This is a genomic window from Myxococcus sp. AM010, from assembly GCF_013372585.1.
Taxonomy (GTDB): Bacteria; Myxococcota; Myxococcia; order Myxococcales; family Myxococcaceae; genus Myxococcus; species Myxococcus vastator.
This window is the reverse complement of record NZ_JABXEO010000043.1, coordinates 50,882-67,561: the sequence shown is the minus strand read 5'-3', so window position 1 is coordinate 67,561 and position 16,680 is coordinate 50,882. Positions and strand designations below refer to the sequence as shown.

At 68.5% G+C, this 16,680-nt stretch carries 12 protein-coding genes and 1 rRNA gene; 5 read left to right on the top strand and 8 right to left on the bottom strand.

Annotated features, from left to right (window positions below; genetic code table 11):
• Positions 1 to 115 (top strand): 5S ribosomal RNA (gene rrf, locus HV826_RS20270); the annotation flags it as partial.
• Between the two features lie 141 nt (positions 116 to 256).
• Here rrf and HV826_RS20265 read toward each other — a convergent pair.
• Positions 257 to 586: a hypothetical protein gene (locus HV826_RS20265; protein ID WP_176418673.1), complete on the bottom strand. Its 330-nt coding sequence runs from the start codon at positions 584 to 586 to the stop codon at positions 257 to 259.
• Between the two features lie 305 nt (positions 587 to 891).
• Between HV826_RS20265 and HV826_RS20260 the strand changes: the two genes are divergently transcribed.
• Complete coding sequence (locus HV826_RS20260) at positions 892 to 2,091, top strand: AI-2E family transporter (RefSeq protein ID WP_176418672.1); 1,200 nt, start codon at positions 892 to 894, stop codon at positions 2,089 to 2,091.
• 86 nt (positions 2,092 to 2,177) lie between these two features.
• Here HV826_RS20260 and HV826_RS20255 read toward each other — a convergent pair whose 3' ends face one another.
• From HV826_RS20255 to HV826_RS20245, 3 genes are all read right to left on the bottom strand, one after another.
• Entirely contained in the window at positions 2,178 to 5,747 is a 3,570-nt protein-coding gene (locus HV826_RS20255; RefSeq protein ID WP_176418671.1) for a PepSY domain-containing protein, read from the bottom strand.
• 254 nt (positions 5,748 to 6,001) lie between these two features.
• Positions 6,002 to 7,504 carry a glycosyltransferase family 39 protein gene (locus HV826_RS20250; RefSeq protein ID WP_176418670.1) on the bottom strand — a complete coding sequence of 501 codons (1,503 nt, stop codon included), beginning with the start codon at positions 7,502 to 7,504 and terminating at the stop codon, positions 6,002 to 6,004.
• Positions 7,505 to 7,566: 62 nt separating this feature from the next.
• Complete coding sequence (locus tag HV826_RS20245) at positions 7,567 to 8,130, bottom strand: bacterioferritin (protein WP_176418669.1); 564 nt, start codon at positions 8,128 to 8,130, stop codon at positions 7,567 to 7,569.
• Between the two features lie 235 nt (positions 8,131 to 8,365).
• On the opposite strand from HV826_RS20245, the gene HV826_RS20240 reads away from it, so the two are divergent.
• Positions 8,366 to 9,973 (top strand): FGGY-family carbohydrate kinase, encoded by a 1,608-nt coding sequence (locus HV826_RS20240; protein WP_176418668.1) that lies wholly within the window; start codon positions 8,366 to 8,368, stop codon positions 9,971 to 9,973.
• 18 nt (positions 9,974 to 9,991) lie between these two features.
• A complete protein-coding gene (locus HV826_RS20235) occupies positions 9,992 to 11,521 on the top strand; it encodes an aminotransferase class V-fold PLP-dependent enzyme (RefSeq protein WP_176418667.1) in 1,530 nt (509 codons plus the stop codon).
• Between the two features lie 125 nt (positions 11,522 to 11,646).
• On the opposite strand, the gene HV826_RS20230 is transcribed toward HV826_RS20235, so the two are convergent.
• The gene (locus tag HV826_RS20230; protein WP_176418666.1) at positions 11,647 to 12,516 is read right to left on the bottom strand and encodes an aldo/keto reductase family oxidoreductase; all 870 of its coding nucleotides are present in this window, start codon (positions 12,514 to 12,516) and stop codon (positions 11,647 to 11,649) included.
• A gap of 48 nt (positions 12,517 to 12,564) precedes the next feature.
• Between HV826_RS20230 and HV826_RS20225 the strand changes: the two genes are divergently transcribed.
• Positions 12,565 to 13,428, top strand: coding sequence for a LysR family transcriptional regulator (locus HV826_RS20225; RefSeq protein WP_255217313.1), 864 nt, complete (start codon positions 12,565 to 12,567; stop codon positions 13,426 to 13,428).
• A gap of 167 nt (positions 13,429 to 13,595) precedes the next feature.
• Here HV826_RS20225 and HV826_RS20220 read toward each other — a convergent pair whose 3' ends face one another.
• From HV826_RS20220 to HV826_RS20210, 3 genes are all read right to left on the bottom strand, one after another.
• Positions 13,596 to 14,777, bottom strand: a complete 1,182-nt coding sequence (locus HV826_RS20220) for an iron-containing alcohol dehydrogenase (protein ID WP_176418665.1) — start codon at positions 14,775 to 14,777, stop codon at positions 13,596 to 13,598.
• On the bottom strand, positions 14,771 to 15,088 hold the full coding sequence (locus HV826_RS20215; protein WP_176418664.1) for an antibiotic biosynthesis monooxygenase: 318 nt from the start codon (positions 15,086 to 15,088) through the stop codon (positions 14,771 to 14,773). Before HV826_RS20215 ends, HV826_RS20220 begins: the two co-directional genes overlap by 7 nt.
• An 87-nt stretch (positions 15,089 to 15,175) precedes the next feature.
• Positions 15,176 to 16,480: a heparin lyase I family protein gene (locus tag HV826_RS20210; RefSeq protein ID WP_176418663.1), complete on the bottom strand. Its 1,305-nt coding sequence runs from the start codon at positions 16,478 to 16,480 to the stop codon at positions 15,176 to 15,178.
• Between the last annotated feature and the right edge of the window lie 200 nt (positions 16,481 to 16,680).

Sequence of the window (16,680 nt, the reverse complement as noted above, 5' to 3'; positions counted from 1 at the left end):
CGGTGGCTATGTCGGAGGGGTTCCACCCGTTCCCATCCCGAACACGGAAGTTAAGCCCTCCAGAGCCGATGGTACTTCGCGGGAAACCGCGCGGGAGAGTAGGTCGCTGCCGGATTCTTTTTGAGAAGCCCCCGGTGTCCCTCGTGGACACCGGGGGTTTTCTGTTTTTGGGCCGCTTGGGTTTCGCGCGTCACGTTTGAGATCGAGCGCGCGCTCTACCGCTTCGTCCCCGTTCCTTGAGCTCGCGCGGCCACCGTCACACGGGGACTTCGAGGTTCATGGACAGGCCCGCGTCGAACTCGGGCGCTTGCCGGAGCTGCTCCAGGACAATGCGGGTGCAGTGGAGCGTGACGAGGGGCGTCGTCCCCGGTTCGCTGATCCACCGGACCGCGTCCATCAGGTGGTGGGCTTTCAGGAACGAGAGCACGGCATCCCAGAAGCGGCGTCCCTCGTCGAGCGCGGTCTGGTAGGTGGTCCGGCGGTTCGGGGCCGATGCCGGGATGGCTTCGGCTCCACGCTTCTTGCGCGGCAAGGGCCGGTACGGCGCGGCGCTCTGCCGGGGCATGACGATGGCTTCAATCCACATCGCGTCACCCTCCACACTCCCGGTCCTCGGGTGGGTCTGGGGATTATCGGACATGGCGCGTGCAGGTTGCGCCCCCCTTCAGCTCGCACTCGAGGGTGGGGCCCGCTCGCCCCCATGGCATGCGTTGCCTGTCTCGGGGCTCACGGCTCGCTCGCACTTCAGGCGTGACAGAGAGCGCACGTCTGCTTGCTTGCTGGGTGTGCGCTACGCCAACTGCCTGAACTTCCAAGAGCGCAGGTCTGACAACGCGGCGGAGGGCTCCGGGCGGCCTGCCGTCCGTGCAGCCACATCCTACCTTGTGAGGCATGAAGGCATCTCGTCGGCAGCTCCCCGTCTATGTGCCGCCGCGGACGGTCTGGGTCGTCGGAACGCAGGTCCTGCTGCTCATCTTGTTCTGGTCCGTGCTCCGGGCGCTGTACCCCGTGCTCACGCTCCTGGCGGTCGTGCTGCTGCTCTCCATCGCACTGAGCCCCCTGGTGCGCCGGCTGACGCAGTGGGGGCTTCCTCGCGGCGCAGGTGTGGCCATCGTGGCGCTGGCGCTGTTGGGGATGATGGGCATCCTGGTGGGCTCGTTGGTGCCCATGCTCATCCACCAGCTTCAGGGCCTGGCCCAGTCGATGCCCGCCACGATTGAACGGCTCGCGCAGTCGCACTGGGTGGAGGAACTGGGCGCGCGTTATGGCGTACAGGTCCAGGCGGAGGACCTCATCCGCTTCGAGCCGACGGACGTCGCGGGCCGCATCATCAACGTTCTGTCGTCGACGCTGGGCCTGGTGGCGGGTGGCATCACCGTGGTGGTCCTCACGGTGTTCAGTCTGCTGTTCGGTGAAGACCTCTACGAGAGCGCCCTTCAGTGGGTGTCGCCGCGCCGCCAGCCTCGCGTGCGGCTGCTCGTGTCCCGGATGCGCAAGGCCGTCGCCAACTACCTGGCGGGGACCCTGCTGGTGATGACCATTGGCGGCACGGTCGCCGGCACCATGGCGCTCATCCAGGGCGTGCCGTACTTCCTGCCGCTGGGATTGATGGTGATGCTGATGGGCGTCATCCCCTATCTGGGAAGCATCATCAGCGCGGTGCTGGTGGGCCTCATCACCCTGGCCACCGTGGGCCTCAAGAACGCGCTCATCGCGGTGGCCGTCTTCATTGTGTACCAGCAGATTGAGGCAAACGTGCTGAGCCCCATGATTCAGCGGCGGGCGATCAAGATGAACCCGCTGCTCATCTCCATCGTGGTGCTCTGTGGTGGCGCACTGGCGGGGCTGACGGGCGTGGTCCTGGCGGTACCGCTGGCCGCCGCGGCGCAGGTGCTGGTGCATGAGGTGCTGGGGCTTCGCCAGGAGGCGTGGCAGCGCGGCCATCGGATGGAGGCCACGAAGCGGGAGCCGGGTCGAGGCGCGGTGGAGGAAGGGTTGCTCTTCGCGGGCCCCATGGCGGGACCTCGTCCGACGGCGCCGCCGAGCCCAGAGCCCCCGGCGCCGCCGAGCCCAGAGCCCCCGGCGCACTGAGCGCGAGAGCAGAAGGGCCTCCGGACATGGCGCCGGAGGCCCTTCGCGTTCATTTCGCCGTCACGCCGGGTGACGAGGGGCGTTCATCAACGGGCCGCCTGCGTCGAGCGCCCCTGCACGCTGCGCGACTTCTCCGGCGCCGAGGAGGCCACCGCGGCCGCCACGCCGAAGACGAGGTCGTCGCGGTCATTGTAGCTGCCGGAGGTGCACGCGCTCACGGTGCCGCCATACCGGAACTGCGCGCGGATGGCGTGGGTGCCCGGGGTGGAGCCCAGGTTGAACGTGTGAGTGAACGTCCGTGAGCCGCTCGTGCAGGTCATGTTCGTGGTCAGCGCCGTCCACGAAGGCGCCGAGGCGTTGGTGGTGTAGTACAGGTCGAAGCGGTCCGAGCTCCCCCAGCACCACACCGTCACCTCGGCCGTCACCTGCTTGCCGACGGTGAAGGCGCCATGGTCCACCGTGCGGATGCTCACCCGTTCAACGCTCTCATCGCTGCGGTAGGTGCCGGAGTTTCCGTCCGCGCAGGAGGCGTTGATGGTGTTGGGCTGGTTGGGTTCGGTGCCGCTGGGCATGGTGCCGCGGCCGGCGACGAGCGTCGGCCCGGTGTCGCATCCGCACACGTTGCCGCAGGACGGCGCCCGCAGCGTGGCGTTGTAGGTGGCGGGCACCGGCGTGCAGATGTTGGTGGTCGTGAAGCTGCTCACGGCGCTGTAGGCGCTGGTGCCGCAGGAGTCGGCCGCGCGCGCGCGCCAGTAGTACGGGGTGCTGCTGCTCAGCGCCGGCGTCACCGTCCACGCGCTGGAAGTCAGCGCGTTGGCGCTGGCCACCACGTTGGTGAAGGCCGCGTCGGTGGCCACCTGCACCTGGTAGGTGGCGGCGCTGGGGACGTCGCTCCAGTCGAGCGCCGCGGACGTGGCGACGCCGGTGGCGCCGTTGGCGGGGCTGCTCAGCGTGGGCGCCGCCAGGGCGACGCAGCCGCGCGTGGTGAAGGTGGACCCCGCGGACCACGTGCCCACGCCGCCGCACGAGTTGCTCGCGCGCACGCGCCAGTAGAACTGGGTGCTGGTGGCCAGGGCTGGCGACACCGTCCAGGTGCTGGCCGACAGGGCGCTGGCGCTGGCCACCACGTTGGTGAAGGCCGCGTCGGTGGCCACCTGCACCTCGTACGTGGAGGCGCCCGTCACGTCGTTCCAGTCCAGCACCGCGGACAGCTCCACGCCGGAGGCGCCGCCGGAGGGCGCGGCGAGCACGGCCGTGCCAGGAGCGGCGCAGACAGGCGTGGCGCAGGTGCACGCGCTGGCGGCGCCGTAGCACGCGTTGGAGGACGCTGGGACGATGGAGTAGCAGTACTGTCTGCCGTTGGCGACCTCGCCGTCCGTGTAGGTGGTGCCGGTGACGGTGGCGACCTTCGCCTTGCCGAAGTCGCAACCCGCGAAGCCCTCCGTCTTCATCACCCAGTACTGGCTGGCGCCCGCGGACGCGTCCCAGCTCAGGCTCACCTGGCCGTCACCCGGGGTGGCGGTGGTGTTGGCGGGCGCCGCGGAGGGGCCGGCGGCGCAGCCGCTGTTCGTCACCGTCGGCGTGGAGCAGGCGATGCGGTGCCGGTTGTACGCCGCGTAGATGGCGGACATGTGCGGCGTGCCGTTGGCCAGGTTGCCGTCGTCGTCGTCCGCCGCCAGCCACTGCATGTAGCCGTTGGTGGCGCCACAGCCGTCTGACGTGCCCGCCGAGCAGTTGCAGGCGTGCCACGTGCCCACGTTGCCGCTACCCTGGTAGAACGTCTTGTTGCCCACGATGAAGGCGGTGTTGGAGTCGTAGTTGAACGGCGGCGCCGTCAAGTCCCGCGTGACGAAGTCCCAGGCCGCCTGCCGCACGGGCGAGGCCGCGCAGTGGACCTGGCGGCTGCACGGGCCGGAGCCGGAGCTGCACATGGGGCACACGAAGTTCTGCGGCGTGGCGGGGATGTTGGGCACGCTGGCGGCCCAGTCGGCGTCACGCACGCCGGAGCACTTGGTGTTGCACCACGACGTGCCGGAGACCTGCGCCTCTTGCTGGTTGTAGCCCGTGCCGTCCGGCGTCAGGCCGCAGCCGGTGTTGACCGTCTGAAAGAAGCCGTAGCCCACACAGGACGTCTGCAGGCGGTAGATGGCCGCGATGTCCGCGTAGCCCTCCGACGAGTTGCTGAGCGAGCCGTTGGCGTCGAAGTCGTCGATGCCGTGGCCCCACTCGTGGTCGAACACGGCGCCAATCTCACCGGTGTTCCGGCAGCCGCCGCCGCTCCGGTAGAAGTTCACCGAGGAGCCGTTCCAGAAGGCGTTGCAGGTGCTGTTGATGTTGACGTTGGAGAGCAGCTGGCCCTGGAGCCAGGTGTTGGTGGGCAGCCACCCGCGGGCCTGCTCGGCCAGCTTGTTCAGCTCGTAGAAGCTGGAGCGGGATGCGGCGGTGTTGCCCGGCGACGTGCCCGGAGGCACGGTGCAGTCGTGGTTGTTGTTCACCCCGCCCAGGTTGAGGTTGCCCGTGGTGGAGCTGACGTTGATGGCGCCGCACGAGTCGCTGATGCGAACGTACTTGCCAGCCAGCGTGGTGGTGACGGTGCCGGAGCTGTAGTTGACGATGCCCGCGCCATCCGTGAAGTTGTTGGGCGCCGCCAGCCCGGTGTTGGCCCATGGCATGGGCGAGTCGGGCTGCATGGTGCCGCACGTCTCGTTGGAGGTGCAGGTGCCGATGTTGGTGGACGGATAGATGCCGCCCTTCATCTGCGCGTCGAAGTAGTGGTTGTCATCCTCGACGGCGAGCACCTCGCCGGTGTGGGCGTCCACCGTCGACTTCCAGCGCTGGTCCCCGCCCGCCTCGGAGAAGCCGTAGGTGTACACGAGCCGGTGCTCGTAGCCGGTGCCGACGGCGCCGTTGAAGGACTCGCCCTGGAGCGCCACGGGGGCAATCTCCAGCGTGGGCTGTTGCCACAGCATCTGGGGACTGGTGTTCAGTCCCACGAAGCCGTTGCCGGACACCAGCGCATCCTGCGGCGCAAGCCGGGGGCGGGTGTCGATGCGCACGTTGGCCCAGGCCTCGGTGCCGATGAGGATGAGGTTGCCGTGGCTGATGGTGGCCGCGATGCGTCCATGGCGCACGGGGACGCCGTTGACCTGCTGGGAGATGTGGACCTGGATGAGGTCGTCGTTGATGCGCGTCACCCGGGGGCTGCCCATCTGCATCAGGTCGACGTTGAACGCGGCCTGGTTGTCCGCGATGAACTTGAAGATGAGGTCACCGACGGCGGCCTCGTCCACGTCCGCGATGGAGCGGCCGATGGACTCACGGACCTCGTCCATGGTGACTTTGTTGTTGAAGCCGTCGCCAGGGATGAGGGGGATGGTGCCTTGCACCGCGGTGGGTGTTCCCGTGCGCGGGTCGACGTAGACGTTGAACTCACGTCCATTGCGTTTGAAGAAGTCATCCCACGCGTCGCCGCCGAGCGAGTTCATCCGCTGGCGGGCCTGCTGCAACGGCAGGTTCTGGATGGGCAGGTACAGCTCTGGCTTGAAGAAGGCCTTGTCGGCGACGGCGCTCTGTCCCTTGTCAGGTGGCTTGAATGCCCAGGCGGAGGTGGATAGGAGCAGGACGAGACATGCTGCTGACACCCGTGTGTGGCGCATGCGTTTCTCCTCTGCGGAACCGCGAGGCACATGTCCTCGCGGCGGCTCCTGCACGGAGCTCGTCAACGCCCATATCGGGTGCGAAAATAAATCTGAATACGTGGGATTCCGTTCGCTATTCCCGAGGAGTGTTTTGAAGGAATAACGGGCCCTAGCAGTGTTCACTGTTGGTGTGTCTGGCGTTCGAAGCGCTGTGCGCAGGACGGGGCCGTATCCCGTCGGATTGAAGTTTTTCATGAGAGCGCGAGGCGACTTCAGTCTGGCCAGATGCGCACCCAGTCATCCTGGATGAGCTTGCCGCTGGCGCGGTCGGTGCTCCCGCTGGCCATGAAGCGCCGGGGCGCGGCCAGCGCGAGGATGCCGGCCTCCACCCAGAAGAAGAGCAGCGCGGCGGCGGCGACGGCGGGCAGCCGCGTGGCCCATTTCCGTGTGGAGACGCGAGTGGCGACCACCATAAGCGGGAGCAGCAGCAGTGGGATGAGCGCGGGAAAGACGGCGAGCAGGCCGCGCGTGTAGCCGAAGAATGCGACGGTGATGAGGGCCCGGTGCAGCAGCACCGCGGTGAAGAGCGCGAAGCCGCGCCATGCGGGAAGCAAGGACAGCGCGGCGCCCGCGAGCAGCAGCAGCGTGAGCGGCCACTTCATCCATGCGCGCTCCGGCACGAAGACGTCCACGGGGGCCCGGTCGCCGCTCAAGCCCGCGGGCAGGTTGGAGGCCCCCAACCCCAGCCGGAAGCCATCCAACCAGCGGTCCAGCTTGGCCACCCACAGGCGCGCCGCGTCCGCCGGGTAATCCCTCATCCACGCGAGCCCCTCCGCGTAGCCGTGCAGCAGCAGGTGTCGCTGGGCGGCGTTGGCCACGTCCAGGAAGCCCTCCTGGCCCATCTGGTTGACGCTGTCAGGGGTGAAGCCTCCCGTGGCCGCGGCGTGGTTCGCCATGGCGAAGTTGATGGGGCCGTACACGGTGATGGGGGCCAGCACGGGCAGCGGCTCCAGGTGCGGCGTCCGGGCGTTGAGCTCGCGCAGCGCGCGCGCGTTGTGGATTGCCCAGGGGGCCAGCACGACGGCGGTGACGACCAGGGCCGCGCCCCAGCGCAGGGCCAGGGTCCGTCGGGGCGTGGCGCCTCGGTAGAGCCAGGCCCAGGCGAGGAGGAAGGGCCAGAGGTACAGGTGTTCGGCGCGGGTGAGCGAGCCCAGGCCCATGACGGCGCCCAGCAGCACGGCGCCCGTCCACGAGGGGCCCGCGCGGTGCTGGAGCATCAGCGCGCAGGTGGCCGAGAGGAAGAGGACGTAGAGCACTTCATTGCTGTACGTGGTGGACAGCACCAGCCAGCCGAAGCTGCATGCGAACAGGGCGGCGCCCAGCATGCTCCAGCCGGTGCCCAACACCTTGCGCCACCACCACCCCGTGAAGGCGACGGTGCCCGCGTTCAGCAGCGCCAGCGCGAGCTTGTACGGATAGGCGCTGCCCTGCGGTGGGCCCAGTACGCGGTAGAGCAGCCCCAGGAGCCACGGGAACAGGGGCGGGTGGTAGGGCAGGGTGACGGGCCCGGTGTGCCCCCGCGCGAGGTCGGCGGCGTAGGCGTGGAAGAAGCGCGCGTCACCGTAGAAGAAGATGGAGAAGGGCCAGGTCCGGTCGGGCGACGCCTGCAGGTAGAGCCAGCGCAATAGCAGGCTGAGGCTGAAGGTCGCGGCGGCGCCCAGGGTCACCGGGTGCCGCCGGCACAGCTCGCTCACAGCGGTGAAGCGCCTGCGCATGCCACCCCCTGACGCGTTGCCCGCCACCTTAGCCAGGCGCGAGCGCGGCGGCCAGGCGGCGCTCAGCTCCGCAGGGGCGGCTTGCCCTGGTGCGCCACCAGCAGGTCATGCATGTCGTTGGCGTGCTCCTCCTCCTTGGCGAGGATGTCCTCCATCATCCGCCGCGTCGTCGGGTCATGGTTGGCGAAGTAGCGAACCAGCTCCTGGTACGTCTGGATGGCGATGCGCTCGGCGATGAGGTTCTCCTTGATCATGTCCACCAGGTTCTGCCCCTCGGCATACTGGCTGGCGCTGCGGGACAGCAGGCCTTCGGGGTTGAAGTCCGCCTTGCCACCGAGCTGGTTGATGCGCTCGGCGATGCGGAGCGCGTGCTCCTGCTCCTCTCGGGCGTGCTCTCCAAACTCGTCCTTCACGGACTCGCTCTGGATGCCGACTGCGGCGATGTAGTGGTAGGTGTAGCGCAGCACGCACACGATCTCCGTCGCCAGCGCGTCGTTGAGCAGTTTGATGGTGGCGTTGACGTCGCCCTCGTAGTCCTCGGTGATGGCGCCTTCCTCCAGGTGCTCCCGGGCGCGGCGGCGAATCTCGGTGATGTCCGTGAGGAAGGGCTGCTGGACTTCGGCCATGGTGGTCCCCCTGTTCTGGGCTTCGCGCAAAGGTAGGAAGGGCGAGGCGCGAGGAAGCCACCCACGGGAGGAACAGTCCGCCACCACGCCCCGAGGGCGGGCGAGGGCGCGGGGACTCCTTCCGGGCTTTCAGAAAAACGACGAACTTCCACACGTCGGTGGCAGGCTGCGCGCGTTCGTTTCCTAGACTCGGCCGAAGCGGCAGTCGTCCGCTCCGTCTGCCTTGATGCCCGGCATGGAGGGAAGTGTGTCCCACGCAGGTGAGCAGTCCATCCTGGCCATCGACCTCGGGACGTCCGCTGTCAAGGTGGCGGCTGTCTCGCTGAGGGGACGGATTCTGGGCGGCGACGTGGAGCCGCTGGAGCTGTCCCTGCTCCCGGATGGGGGCGCCGAGCAGCAGCCAGAGGCATGGTGGCGCGCCATCGTCCTGGCGACGCGGCGCCTGCTGTCCTCTGGGGCCGTGCGCGCGGAGGACGTCATCGGCGTCAACTGCAGCTCACAGTGGTCTGGCACCGTCGCGGTGGACGCATCCGGCACGCCCGTGTGCCCCGCGCTCATCTGGATGGACTCGCGCGGTGCGCCGGACGTGAAGCGCGCGGTGGGCGGCTTCCCCTCCGTGGAGGGCTATGACGTTCGCCACCTGATGACGTGGATTCGCCTGTCGGGCGGCGTGCCCAGCCTTTCGGGCAAGGACCCGGTGGGCCACATCCTCTACCTGCGACGCGAGCGCCCGGACGTGTATCGCCGGACGTACAAGTTCCTGGAGCCGAAGGACTGGCTCAACCTGAAGCTGAGTGGCCGCTGCGCCGCCTCGTATGACTCCATCACCCTGCACTGGGTGACGGACAACCGCGCGCTGGGCCGCATCGCCTATGACGACCGGCTGCTGAAGCTCGCGGGGCTCGAGCGGGAAAAGCTCCCGGACCTGGTCCCTGCCTCGACGGTGCTGGGGCCCCTCCATGCGCGGGCCGCGAGCGAGTTGGGCCTGCGCGAGGACGTACAGGTGGTGACGGGCGCGCCGGACATCCTCGCCGCCGCCGTGGGCTCTGGCGCAGTGGGGGACTTCGAGCCCCACCTGTGCGTGGGGACCTCGTCGTGGCTGTGCTGCCACGTGCCCTACAAGAAGACGGACCTCTTCCATCAGATGGCGTCGCTGCCGTCCGCGCTGCCCGGTCGCTATCTGCTGGCCAACGAGCAGGAGTCCGCCGGCATCTGCCTCACCTTCCTCAAGGACAACATCCTCTACGGCCGGGACGCGGAGGCGGGGCCGGACGGTGATGCGCCGGACCTCTACCGGGTGATGGAGGCGCAGGCGGGCAACGTCCCCGCGGGCAGCGACCAGCTCATCTTCCTTCCCTGGCTCAACGGCGAGCGCAGCCCCGTGGACGACAAGTCGCTGCGCGGTGGCTTCTTCAACCAGTCCCTGAAGACGACGCGGGCGCACATGGTCCGGGCAGTGTTGGAGGGCGTGGCCTACAATTCGCGCTGGCTCTTCACCTATGTGGAGAAGTTCGTGGGCCGGCGGCTGGACTCGCTGCGCATCATCGGCGGAGGGGCCCGCTCCGCGCTGTGGTGCCAGATTCACGCGGACGTGCTGGGCCGCTCGGTGCAGCAGGTGGACGAGCCCGTGCTCGCCAATGCACGAGGCGCCGCGTTCCAGGCCGCGGTGGCGCTGGGGCAGTTGACGGTGGAGGAGATTCCCTCGCTCGTGCCGGTCGCCCGCACCTTTCATCCGGATTCGAAGAACGCGGCGCTCTACGACGAGCTGTTCCGCGAGTTCGTCAACATCTACAAACACAACAAGGCCATCTTCGCGCGGCTCAATCGCGCGCGAAGCGCCTGAACCCCCGAGGAGTCCGCCATGGCACTTCCAGACCTGAAGGCGCTGAGCCTGCTCAACCACGTCCCGCCGCGGTTGCTGTCCGCGGCCGAGCGCTACCTCAAGGCCGTTCCGGGCGTGAAGGGCCTGCTCAACCGGGAGACGGGCACGCTGCTGTCTGAACTGGAGAGCGGCCTCAAGCCCTACCGCGGGAAGATGCAGTCGTTCGACCACCTGCCGCCGACGGGGCGCGCGCGCGAGGACGTGCTGCGCGAACTCCAGGCCCTGGAGTCGCAGGAGGAGTACCGCTGGCGCGAGGGCCGCGTGTCCGGCGGTGTGTACAACGGTGACGCGGAGCACATCGCGTTCCTCAACCGCGTCTATGCGCTGCATTCACAGAGCAACCCGCTGCACGCCGACCTGTGGCCCAGCGCCACCAAGTTCGAGGCGGAGGTGGTGGCGATGACGGCCAGCATGCTCGGCGCGGACGTGGCGAACGCGGGTCAGCCGGAGGAGGCACGCATCTGCGGGGCCATGTCGTCCGGTGGCACCGAGAGCATCATGCTGGCGATGAAGACGTACCGGGACTGGGCCCGGGACACCAAGCGCATCACCCGGCCGGAGATGGTGGCGCCCGCCAGCGCGCACCCGGCCTTCGACAAGGCGGCGCACTACTTCGGCATCAAGATGGTGCGGGTGCCGGTGGGCCCGGACTACCGCGCCGACGTGGCCGCCATGCGCAAGGCCATCAACCGCAACACCATCGTCCTTGTCGGCTCGGCGCCCGGCTTTCCGCACGGTGTCATCGACCCCATCGAGGCGCTGTCCGAGCTCGCGCGCAAAAAGCGCATCGGCTTCCACACCGACGCGTGCCTGGGCGGCTTCGTGCTGCCCTTCGCCATGAAGCTGGGTTACGACGTGCCGCCCTTCGACTTCCGGCTGCCGGGCGTGACGTCCATGTCCGTGGACACGCACAAGTTCGGCTACGCGGCCAAGGGCTCGTCGGTGGTGTTGTACCGGGGCACGGAGCTGCGCTCGCACCAGTACTTCACGGCGACGGACTGGCCTGGTGGCATCTACTTCTCGCCCACCTTCTCCGGCAGCCGGCCAGGGGCGCTCATCGCCTCGGCGTGGGCCGCGCTGGTGAGTACGGGGGAGCAGGGCTATCTGGACGCCACCCGGCACATCCTGGAGACAGCGGCGGCCATCAAGCAGGGCATCCGCGATATGCCCGAGCTGCACGTGCTGGGGGACCCGCTGTTCGTCATCGCCTTCGGCTCGGAGTCCCTGGACATCTTCCAGGTGATGGAGCGGATGAGCGAGCACGGGTGGAACCTCAACGGCCTGCACAAGCCGTCCGCCGTCCACCTGTGCGTCACGCTGCGCCACACGCAGCCCGGCGTCGCGGAGCAGTTCCTGGTCGACCTGCGCGACGCCGTGGACTACGTGAAGTCCCACCCCAGCGCGAAGGGGACGATGGCGCCCGTGTACGGCATGGCCGCCTCCGTGCCCTTCCGCGGCCTGGTGAGTGACCTGCTCAAGAATTACATGGACCTGCTCTACAAGGTGTGAGCGTCACCCCTTCAAACAGCTGTCCCCGCCAGGAAGGATGAGATGCTGGATGGCGGGCAGGTGTGCGCGGCAAGAGGGGGGCTCCGGCGGCATGGCCTGGCCCCTGTGCGGACGGTTGCTCCTTTTCAACGCGCGATTCCGTCAAGCGCGGCGATGCTCTTTTCCGGCAATACGAGCGTCGCCGCGGCGACGTTCTCGCGCAGGTGCGGGACCGACGACGTACCCGGGATGAGCAGGATGTTCGGCGCGCGGTGCAGCAGCCACGCGAGCGCGACCTGCATCGGCGTCGCGCCCAGCTCGCTCGCGACTTCAGACAGCGTCGAGGACTGGAGCGGCGTGAAGCCGCCGAGCGGGAAGAACGGCACGTAGGCGATGCCCTGCTTCGCCAGCGCGTCGATGAGCGCGTCGTCTCCGCGATGCGCCAGATTGTAGTGGTTCTGCACGCACACGACCTCGGTGAGCGCTTGCGCCTGCTCGACCTGACGCGCCGTCACGTTGCTGAGGCCGATGTGGCGAACGAGCCCCTCGCGCTTGAGCTCGATGAGGACGGCGAGCTCTTTGTCGAGCGGGCCTTCCGTCGGCGTCATGCTCATCATGCGCAGGTTCACGACGTCGATCGCGTCGAGCCCGAGGTGGCGCAGGTTGTCCTGGATGTCCGAGCGGATTTCGGCGGGCGACAGCGCCGGGAGCCACGACTTGTCCGCGCCACGCCGCCCACCCACCTTCGACACAATCACGACATTCTTGGGATACGGATGCAGCGTGTCGCGAATGAGCTGGTTCGTGACGTGTGGCCCGTAGGCATCGCTCGTGTCGAAGTGGTCGATGCCGATGGAGATCGCCTCGCGCAGCACCGCGGCAGCCGCTTCGGGATCACGCGGCGGTCCCCAGACGTGAGGGCCCGCGAGCTGCATGGCGCCATAGCCCATGCGGTGCACCGTGAGCGATGTGCCGGGGAACGTGAACCGACCGCCGAGCTTGTCTGTATTGGTCATGCGCTTGAATCTAACGATGGTCACAGTCCACACCAGCAAATAGGATGCATGGCAATCATGAATGCTGTTCGTGCCAGGAATCTCGACCTCAACCTGCTGCGAGTGCTCGTCGCCGTCGCTGACACGGGATCGGTCACGAAGGCGGCCGCGCGGCTCTACCTCACGCAGTCAGCGGTGAGCGCGGCGCTCGCCCGGCTCAGCGAGTCGCTGGACACGCCGGTGCTCGTGCGCCACGGCCGCGGCGTGATCTTGACGAGCCGGGCAGCACGCCTCGTGACCGAGGTCCGTCCGCTGCTCGAGGCGATGCTCCAGGCCTCGCTCGCACCGGCGCGCTTCGACCCGCGCACGAGCGAGCGGACCATCCGCCTGGGGCTCTCCGACTTCGGAGACGAGTGGCTGCTGCCACCGCTGCTGCGCCGGCTCGGACGCGACGCACCCAAGATGCGGCTCGTCTGCATTCCGGTCCAGTTCCGTACGGTGGTCGAGGCGCTGGCGACCCGTCGCGTCGACCTCGCGGCGACGGTCATCGACAAGCTGCCGCAGGCCATCCTGCGCACACCGCTCATCCGCGGCCACTTCGTTTGCCTGTTCGACCCGCGCCACGTACGCCTCGCTCGGCGCGCGGCCCAGCAAGCGCACGTATCTCGCGCAGGAGCACGTCATCGTCTCCTACAACGGCGACCTCCGCGGCACGGTCGAGGACACATACGGCGTCGAGCGACGCGTCCGCTGTTCGGTCGCGAGCTTCAGCGCGATCGGCGCCATCGTCGACGGCAGCCAACTGGTGGCGACCTTGCCCGACGTCTTCGCGGCGCAACTCCTGCGGCAGCGTCCGCACCTTCGCAGCGCGCCCTTCCCCTTCGCGCACCGCGCTGGCGGCATGGACCTGCTCTGGCCCGCCGCGCTGGATGACGACGACGCGTGCGCCTTCGTACGCGCCGCGATCATCGATATCGTTAAGCAGGTGCCCGCGACCCCTTGACGCTCTCGCAGTCGCTCTCCAACACCTCGCCGCCCCCCGACCGCGTGGGGGCCGAGCGAGTTGCTCGGCCCCATCTGCCGAGGCTCCTTCCGTCGAATTAAAGCGATCGGCTGGCGATCTCCGTCAGCTCCGCGTCCGTCAGCACCAGGGGGTTGGCCTTCATGCTGCTGGCCCCCTTGGCCTTCGCGACCAGCGCGGGCACCTGGGCCTCCGTCACCCCGTACCGTCTCAGCCCCGGCACACCCAGCGCCGCGCGCAGTTCGTCCACCCACGCCACGGCGTCCTCGGCCCTTGCATCCACCCGCCCTGTCAGCAGCGCCGCCAGCTCCCGCGCCCGGGGCAGGGACGGATGCTCCGGCGCCCGGGCTCGCAGCGCGCGCAGGTTGACGTCCAGCACCGCGGGCAGCAGCGCCGCGCACACCGCCCCGTGGGGCGCGTCGAACATGCCGCCCACGGGCGCGGCGAAGCCGTGCACCGCGCCCAGGCCGGCGTTGGCCAGACACAGGCCGCCGAAGAGGCTGGCCAGCGCCAGGTCCTCGCGCGCGGGCGCATCCGCGCCGTCCAGCACCGCGCGCCGCAGCGAGCGGGCCGACCTTCGCAGGCCCTCTCGTGCCAGCGCGTCCGTCAGCGGGTTGGCGCGCGCGGAGAGGAAGGGCTCGATGAGCTGCGACAGCGCATCCATGCCACTGGACGCCAGCACGGCGGCCGGCGCCCCCGTGAGCAGGTTCGGGTCCACCAGCGCCACGCGCGGCAACATGTGCGGACTGCGCAGGCTGGCCTTCACCTTCGCGTCCTTCGAGCCGAGCACCGCGTTGCGCGTCACCTCGGAGCCAGTGCCAGCCGTGGTGGGGATGGCCATGAAGGGCAGGGACGGGCGGGTGAGCGGCTGGCCCCGGCCAATGACTTCCAGGTAGTCCAGCGGGTCGCCCCCATTGGCGGCGAGCACGGCAATGGCCTTGCCCGCGTCCAGCGCGCTGCCTCCGCCCAGGGCCACCACCGCGTCACAGCCCGCTTCCTTGACGCGCGCGGTGCCTTCGCGAGCACGCTCCACCGTGGGCTCGCCGTCCACGGAAAAGACAGTCACCCCCAAACCCAGGCGCTCCAAGGCTTCCTGGAGAGGCCGTGCGCGTGTGGGATTGGCGCCAGTGACGAGCAGCACCCGGGAGCCCCCGAGGCCGCGGATGGCCTCCGGCGCTTCGGCCAGGCGGCCCGGGCCGAAGAGGACGCGAGTGGCGGTGGCGAACTCGAACGAGGAAGACGCGCTCACGTCCGTCACCATCCGGCGTCGTCGGGGAAGCGGTTGACGAACCTCCGGCTGGTGCGGGGCTCCGCCATCATCGGCGCCACGGTGTCGCGCCAGGTGAGGTAGTGCGCCGTCTGCTTGTGCGCTGCGGGGGCCTGCGGCGTCCGGTACGCCTCCACGAGCACGAAGCGCGTGGGCGCCTCGGCGTCCTGCATGACGTCGAAGCGCGCAATGCCAGGCTCCTTCACGCTTTCGCGCGCGTTGGCGAGCGTGGCCTGGTGGAAGGCGTCCACGTGCTCCGGCTTGACGTGGACCTGGACGTGAACGACGAGGAGGCTGTGGGACATGTCCTGGAAACTACTCCGGGCCGGGGCCGCGTGGGGACGCGGCCTCCGGCCCAGGAGGGGGCAGGGGTGTTGGCTGCCCGTCAGTGACTACGGGGCCTTGAGGACCGTCGTCGGGCTGATGACGTCTTCCAGCTTGCGGGCCATGGTCCACCCGTCGTGGTAGACGATGCCCACGGGGCTGATGGTGTCGTTCCGGTACAGGCCGACCTTCAGGTAGTTGAGCTGGCCCTTGTACTGCGTGGCGATGAAGCGCTTGGGCAGCACCACCTTGCCGTCCAGGTACAGCTCCACGAAGCCCACCTTCGAGTCCGGCGACCACTTCACGTGGAAGATGAAGTCCAGCCAGCGACCGCGAACCAGCGGCGTGCGCCAGACGATGGTGCCCGGGTTGCCGCCGATGTTGAGGCGAATCTCCTCGCCGTAGACGTAGAACTCCACCGGGGGCGAACCCGAGTTGCCCTCGTGGTGCCACTGGGTGAAGAGCTGCCACGTCTTCGCGCTGGGGAAGCTCGAGTCGAACATGGTGCTGAAGCGGTAGTAGTACTCGGAGTTCACGGGCTCGCGCGTCATGCGCACCAGCTCGTTGCGGTTGCCGCTGGAGTTGATGGGGTCGTCACCCTTGCGCACGGTGGCCTTGAGGGCGTAGCGGCCCTGCCGCAAGGGCGAGCTCACCAGCGCCAGCCGGTCCGCGCTCACCATCTGCGTGTGACTCCACTGGGAGCGGCTGTTGGTCTCGAAGTCACCGACCCACACCACACTGGCGCCATTGCCCGGCTGGGGTTGCTCCGGCGTGGGGTTCGGCTCCGGAGTGGGGGTCGGCTCGGTAGGAGGCACCGTCGACGACGTGGACGAGCAGGCACGCGCCTCGGCGATGCTGGCCCACTCGTTCAGGCTGTTGCCCTGGAACGTGACGCGGACGCGCCGCGTGTTGATGGTGGGGAAGCTGTACGTCTCCGCGGCGGCCGTCTTGCCGCTGCTCTTTCCCGAATAGACCTGTGTATAGGTATAGCCGTCCGGTGAGACCGAGACGAAGAAGTCATTCGCGCGGAGGTTGCCCTGATGCCACGCGACGGAGACACCGGCGACCTTTTGGATGGAGCCCAAGTCGTAGTCAATCCAGGAGCCCTTGCCGAGGCGGCTCCACCGGGTGCCCAGATTGGAGTCCATGGTATTGGCCGGAACGTTTCCATCATGGCCATTGGAAATCACCGACCGGGCCGTCAGCTGGGTGCAGCCCGTCGTGGTCAGCGCCGCGGCGCTGACCGTCTGGTTGTCGGGGGTATCGAATTCAATGGGGGACGCGTCGGATTCGGGGGAGACATCTTCCGGGGCGCCACAGCCCGTGCCGCTCATACCGAGCAGCGTTCCAACCAGCAGGAGGGTCTTCTTCATGGGGGGCTCTCTGGGAACAAAGGACAGACAGGTGGTGACTCCGCGCCGTGGGGGGACGGGCGGAGGGTGTTTGGCTTTGCTAGGTGGGCTTCTCCAAGGTCACGGCGGGTGATTGCCGTGTCGTGCTCTCAACGAGCATCCGCCAAAAGTATTTCGTATTCAACACGCGATTTCGAGCTCGCCTGCTCGCCAGGCGTCGC

What these genes read in the sequence shown, in the direction of transcription:
- HV826_RS20220 (WP_176418665.1), bottom strand. Translation starts at nt 14,777, where the DNA reads ATGGTGACGGACGTGAGCGCGTCTTCCTCGTTCGAGTTCGCCACCGCC.
- HV826_RS20260 (WP_176418672.1), top strand. Translation starts at nt 892, where the DNA reads ATGAAGGCATCTCGTCGGCAGCTCCCCGTCTATGTGCCGCCGCGGACG.
- HV826_RS20230 (WP_176418666.1), bottom strand. Translation starts at nt 12,516, where the DNA reads ATGACCAATACAGACAAGCTCGGCGGTCGGTTCACGTTCCCCGGCACA.
- HV826_RS20265 (WP_176418673.1), bottom strand. Translation starts at nt 586, where the DNA reads ATGTGGATTGAAGCCATCGTCATGCCCCGGCAGAGCGCCGCGCCGTAC.
- HV826_RS20215 (WP_176418664.1), bottom strand. Translation starts at nt 15,088, where the DNA reads ATGTCCCACAGCCTCCTCGTCGTTCACGTCCAGGTCCACGTCAAGCCG.
- HV826_RS20240 (WP_176418668.1), top strand. Translation starts at nt 8,366, where the DNA reads ATGGAGGGAAGTGTGTCCCACGCAGGTGAGCAGTCCATCCTGGCCATC.
- HV826_RS20235 (WP_176418667.1), top strand. Translation starts at nt 9,992, where the DNA reads ATGGCACTTCCAGACCTGAAGGCGCTGAGCCTGCTCAACCACGTCCCG.
- HV826_RS20250 (WP_176418670.1), bottom strand. Translation starts at nt 7,504, where the DNA reads ATGCGCAGGCGCTTCACCGCTGTGAGCGAGCTGTGCCGGCGGCACCCG.
- HV826_RS20255 (WP_176418671.1), bottom strand. Translation starts at nt 5,747, where the DNA reads ATGCGCCACACACGGGTGTCAGCAGCATGTCTCGTCCTGCTCCTATCC.
- HV826_RS20210 (WP_176418663.1), bottom strand. Translation starts at nt 16,480, where the DNA reads ATGAAGAAGACCCTCCTGCTGGTTGGAACGCTGCTCGGTATGAGCGGC.
- HV826_RS20245 (WP_176418669.1), bottom strand. Translation starts at nt 8,130, where the DNA reads ATGGCCGAAGTCCAGCAGCCCTTCCTCACGGACATCACCGAGATTCGC.
- HV826_RS20225 (WP_255217313.1), top strand. Translation starts at nt 12,565, where the DNA reads ATGGCAATCATGAATGCTGTTCGTGCCAGGAATCTCGACCTCAACCTG.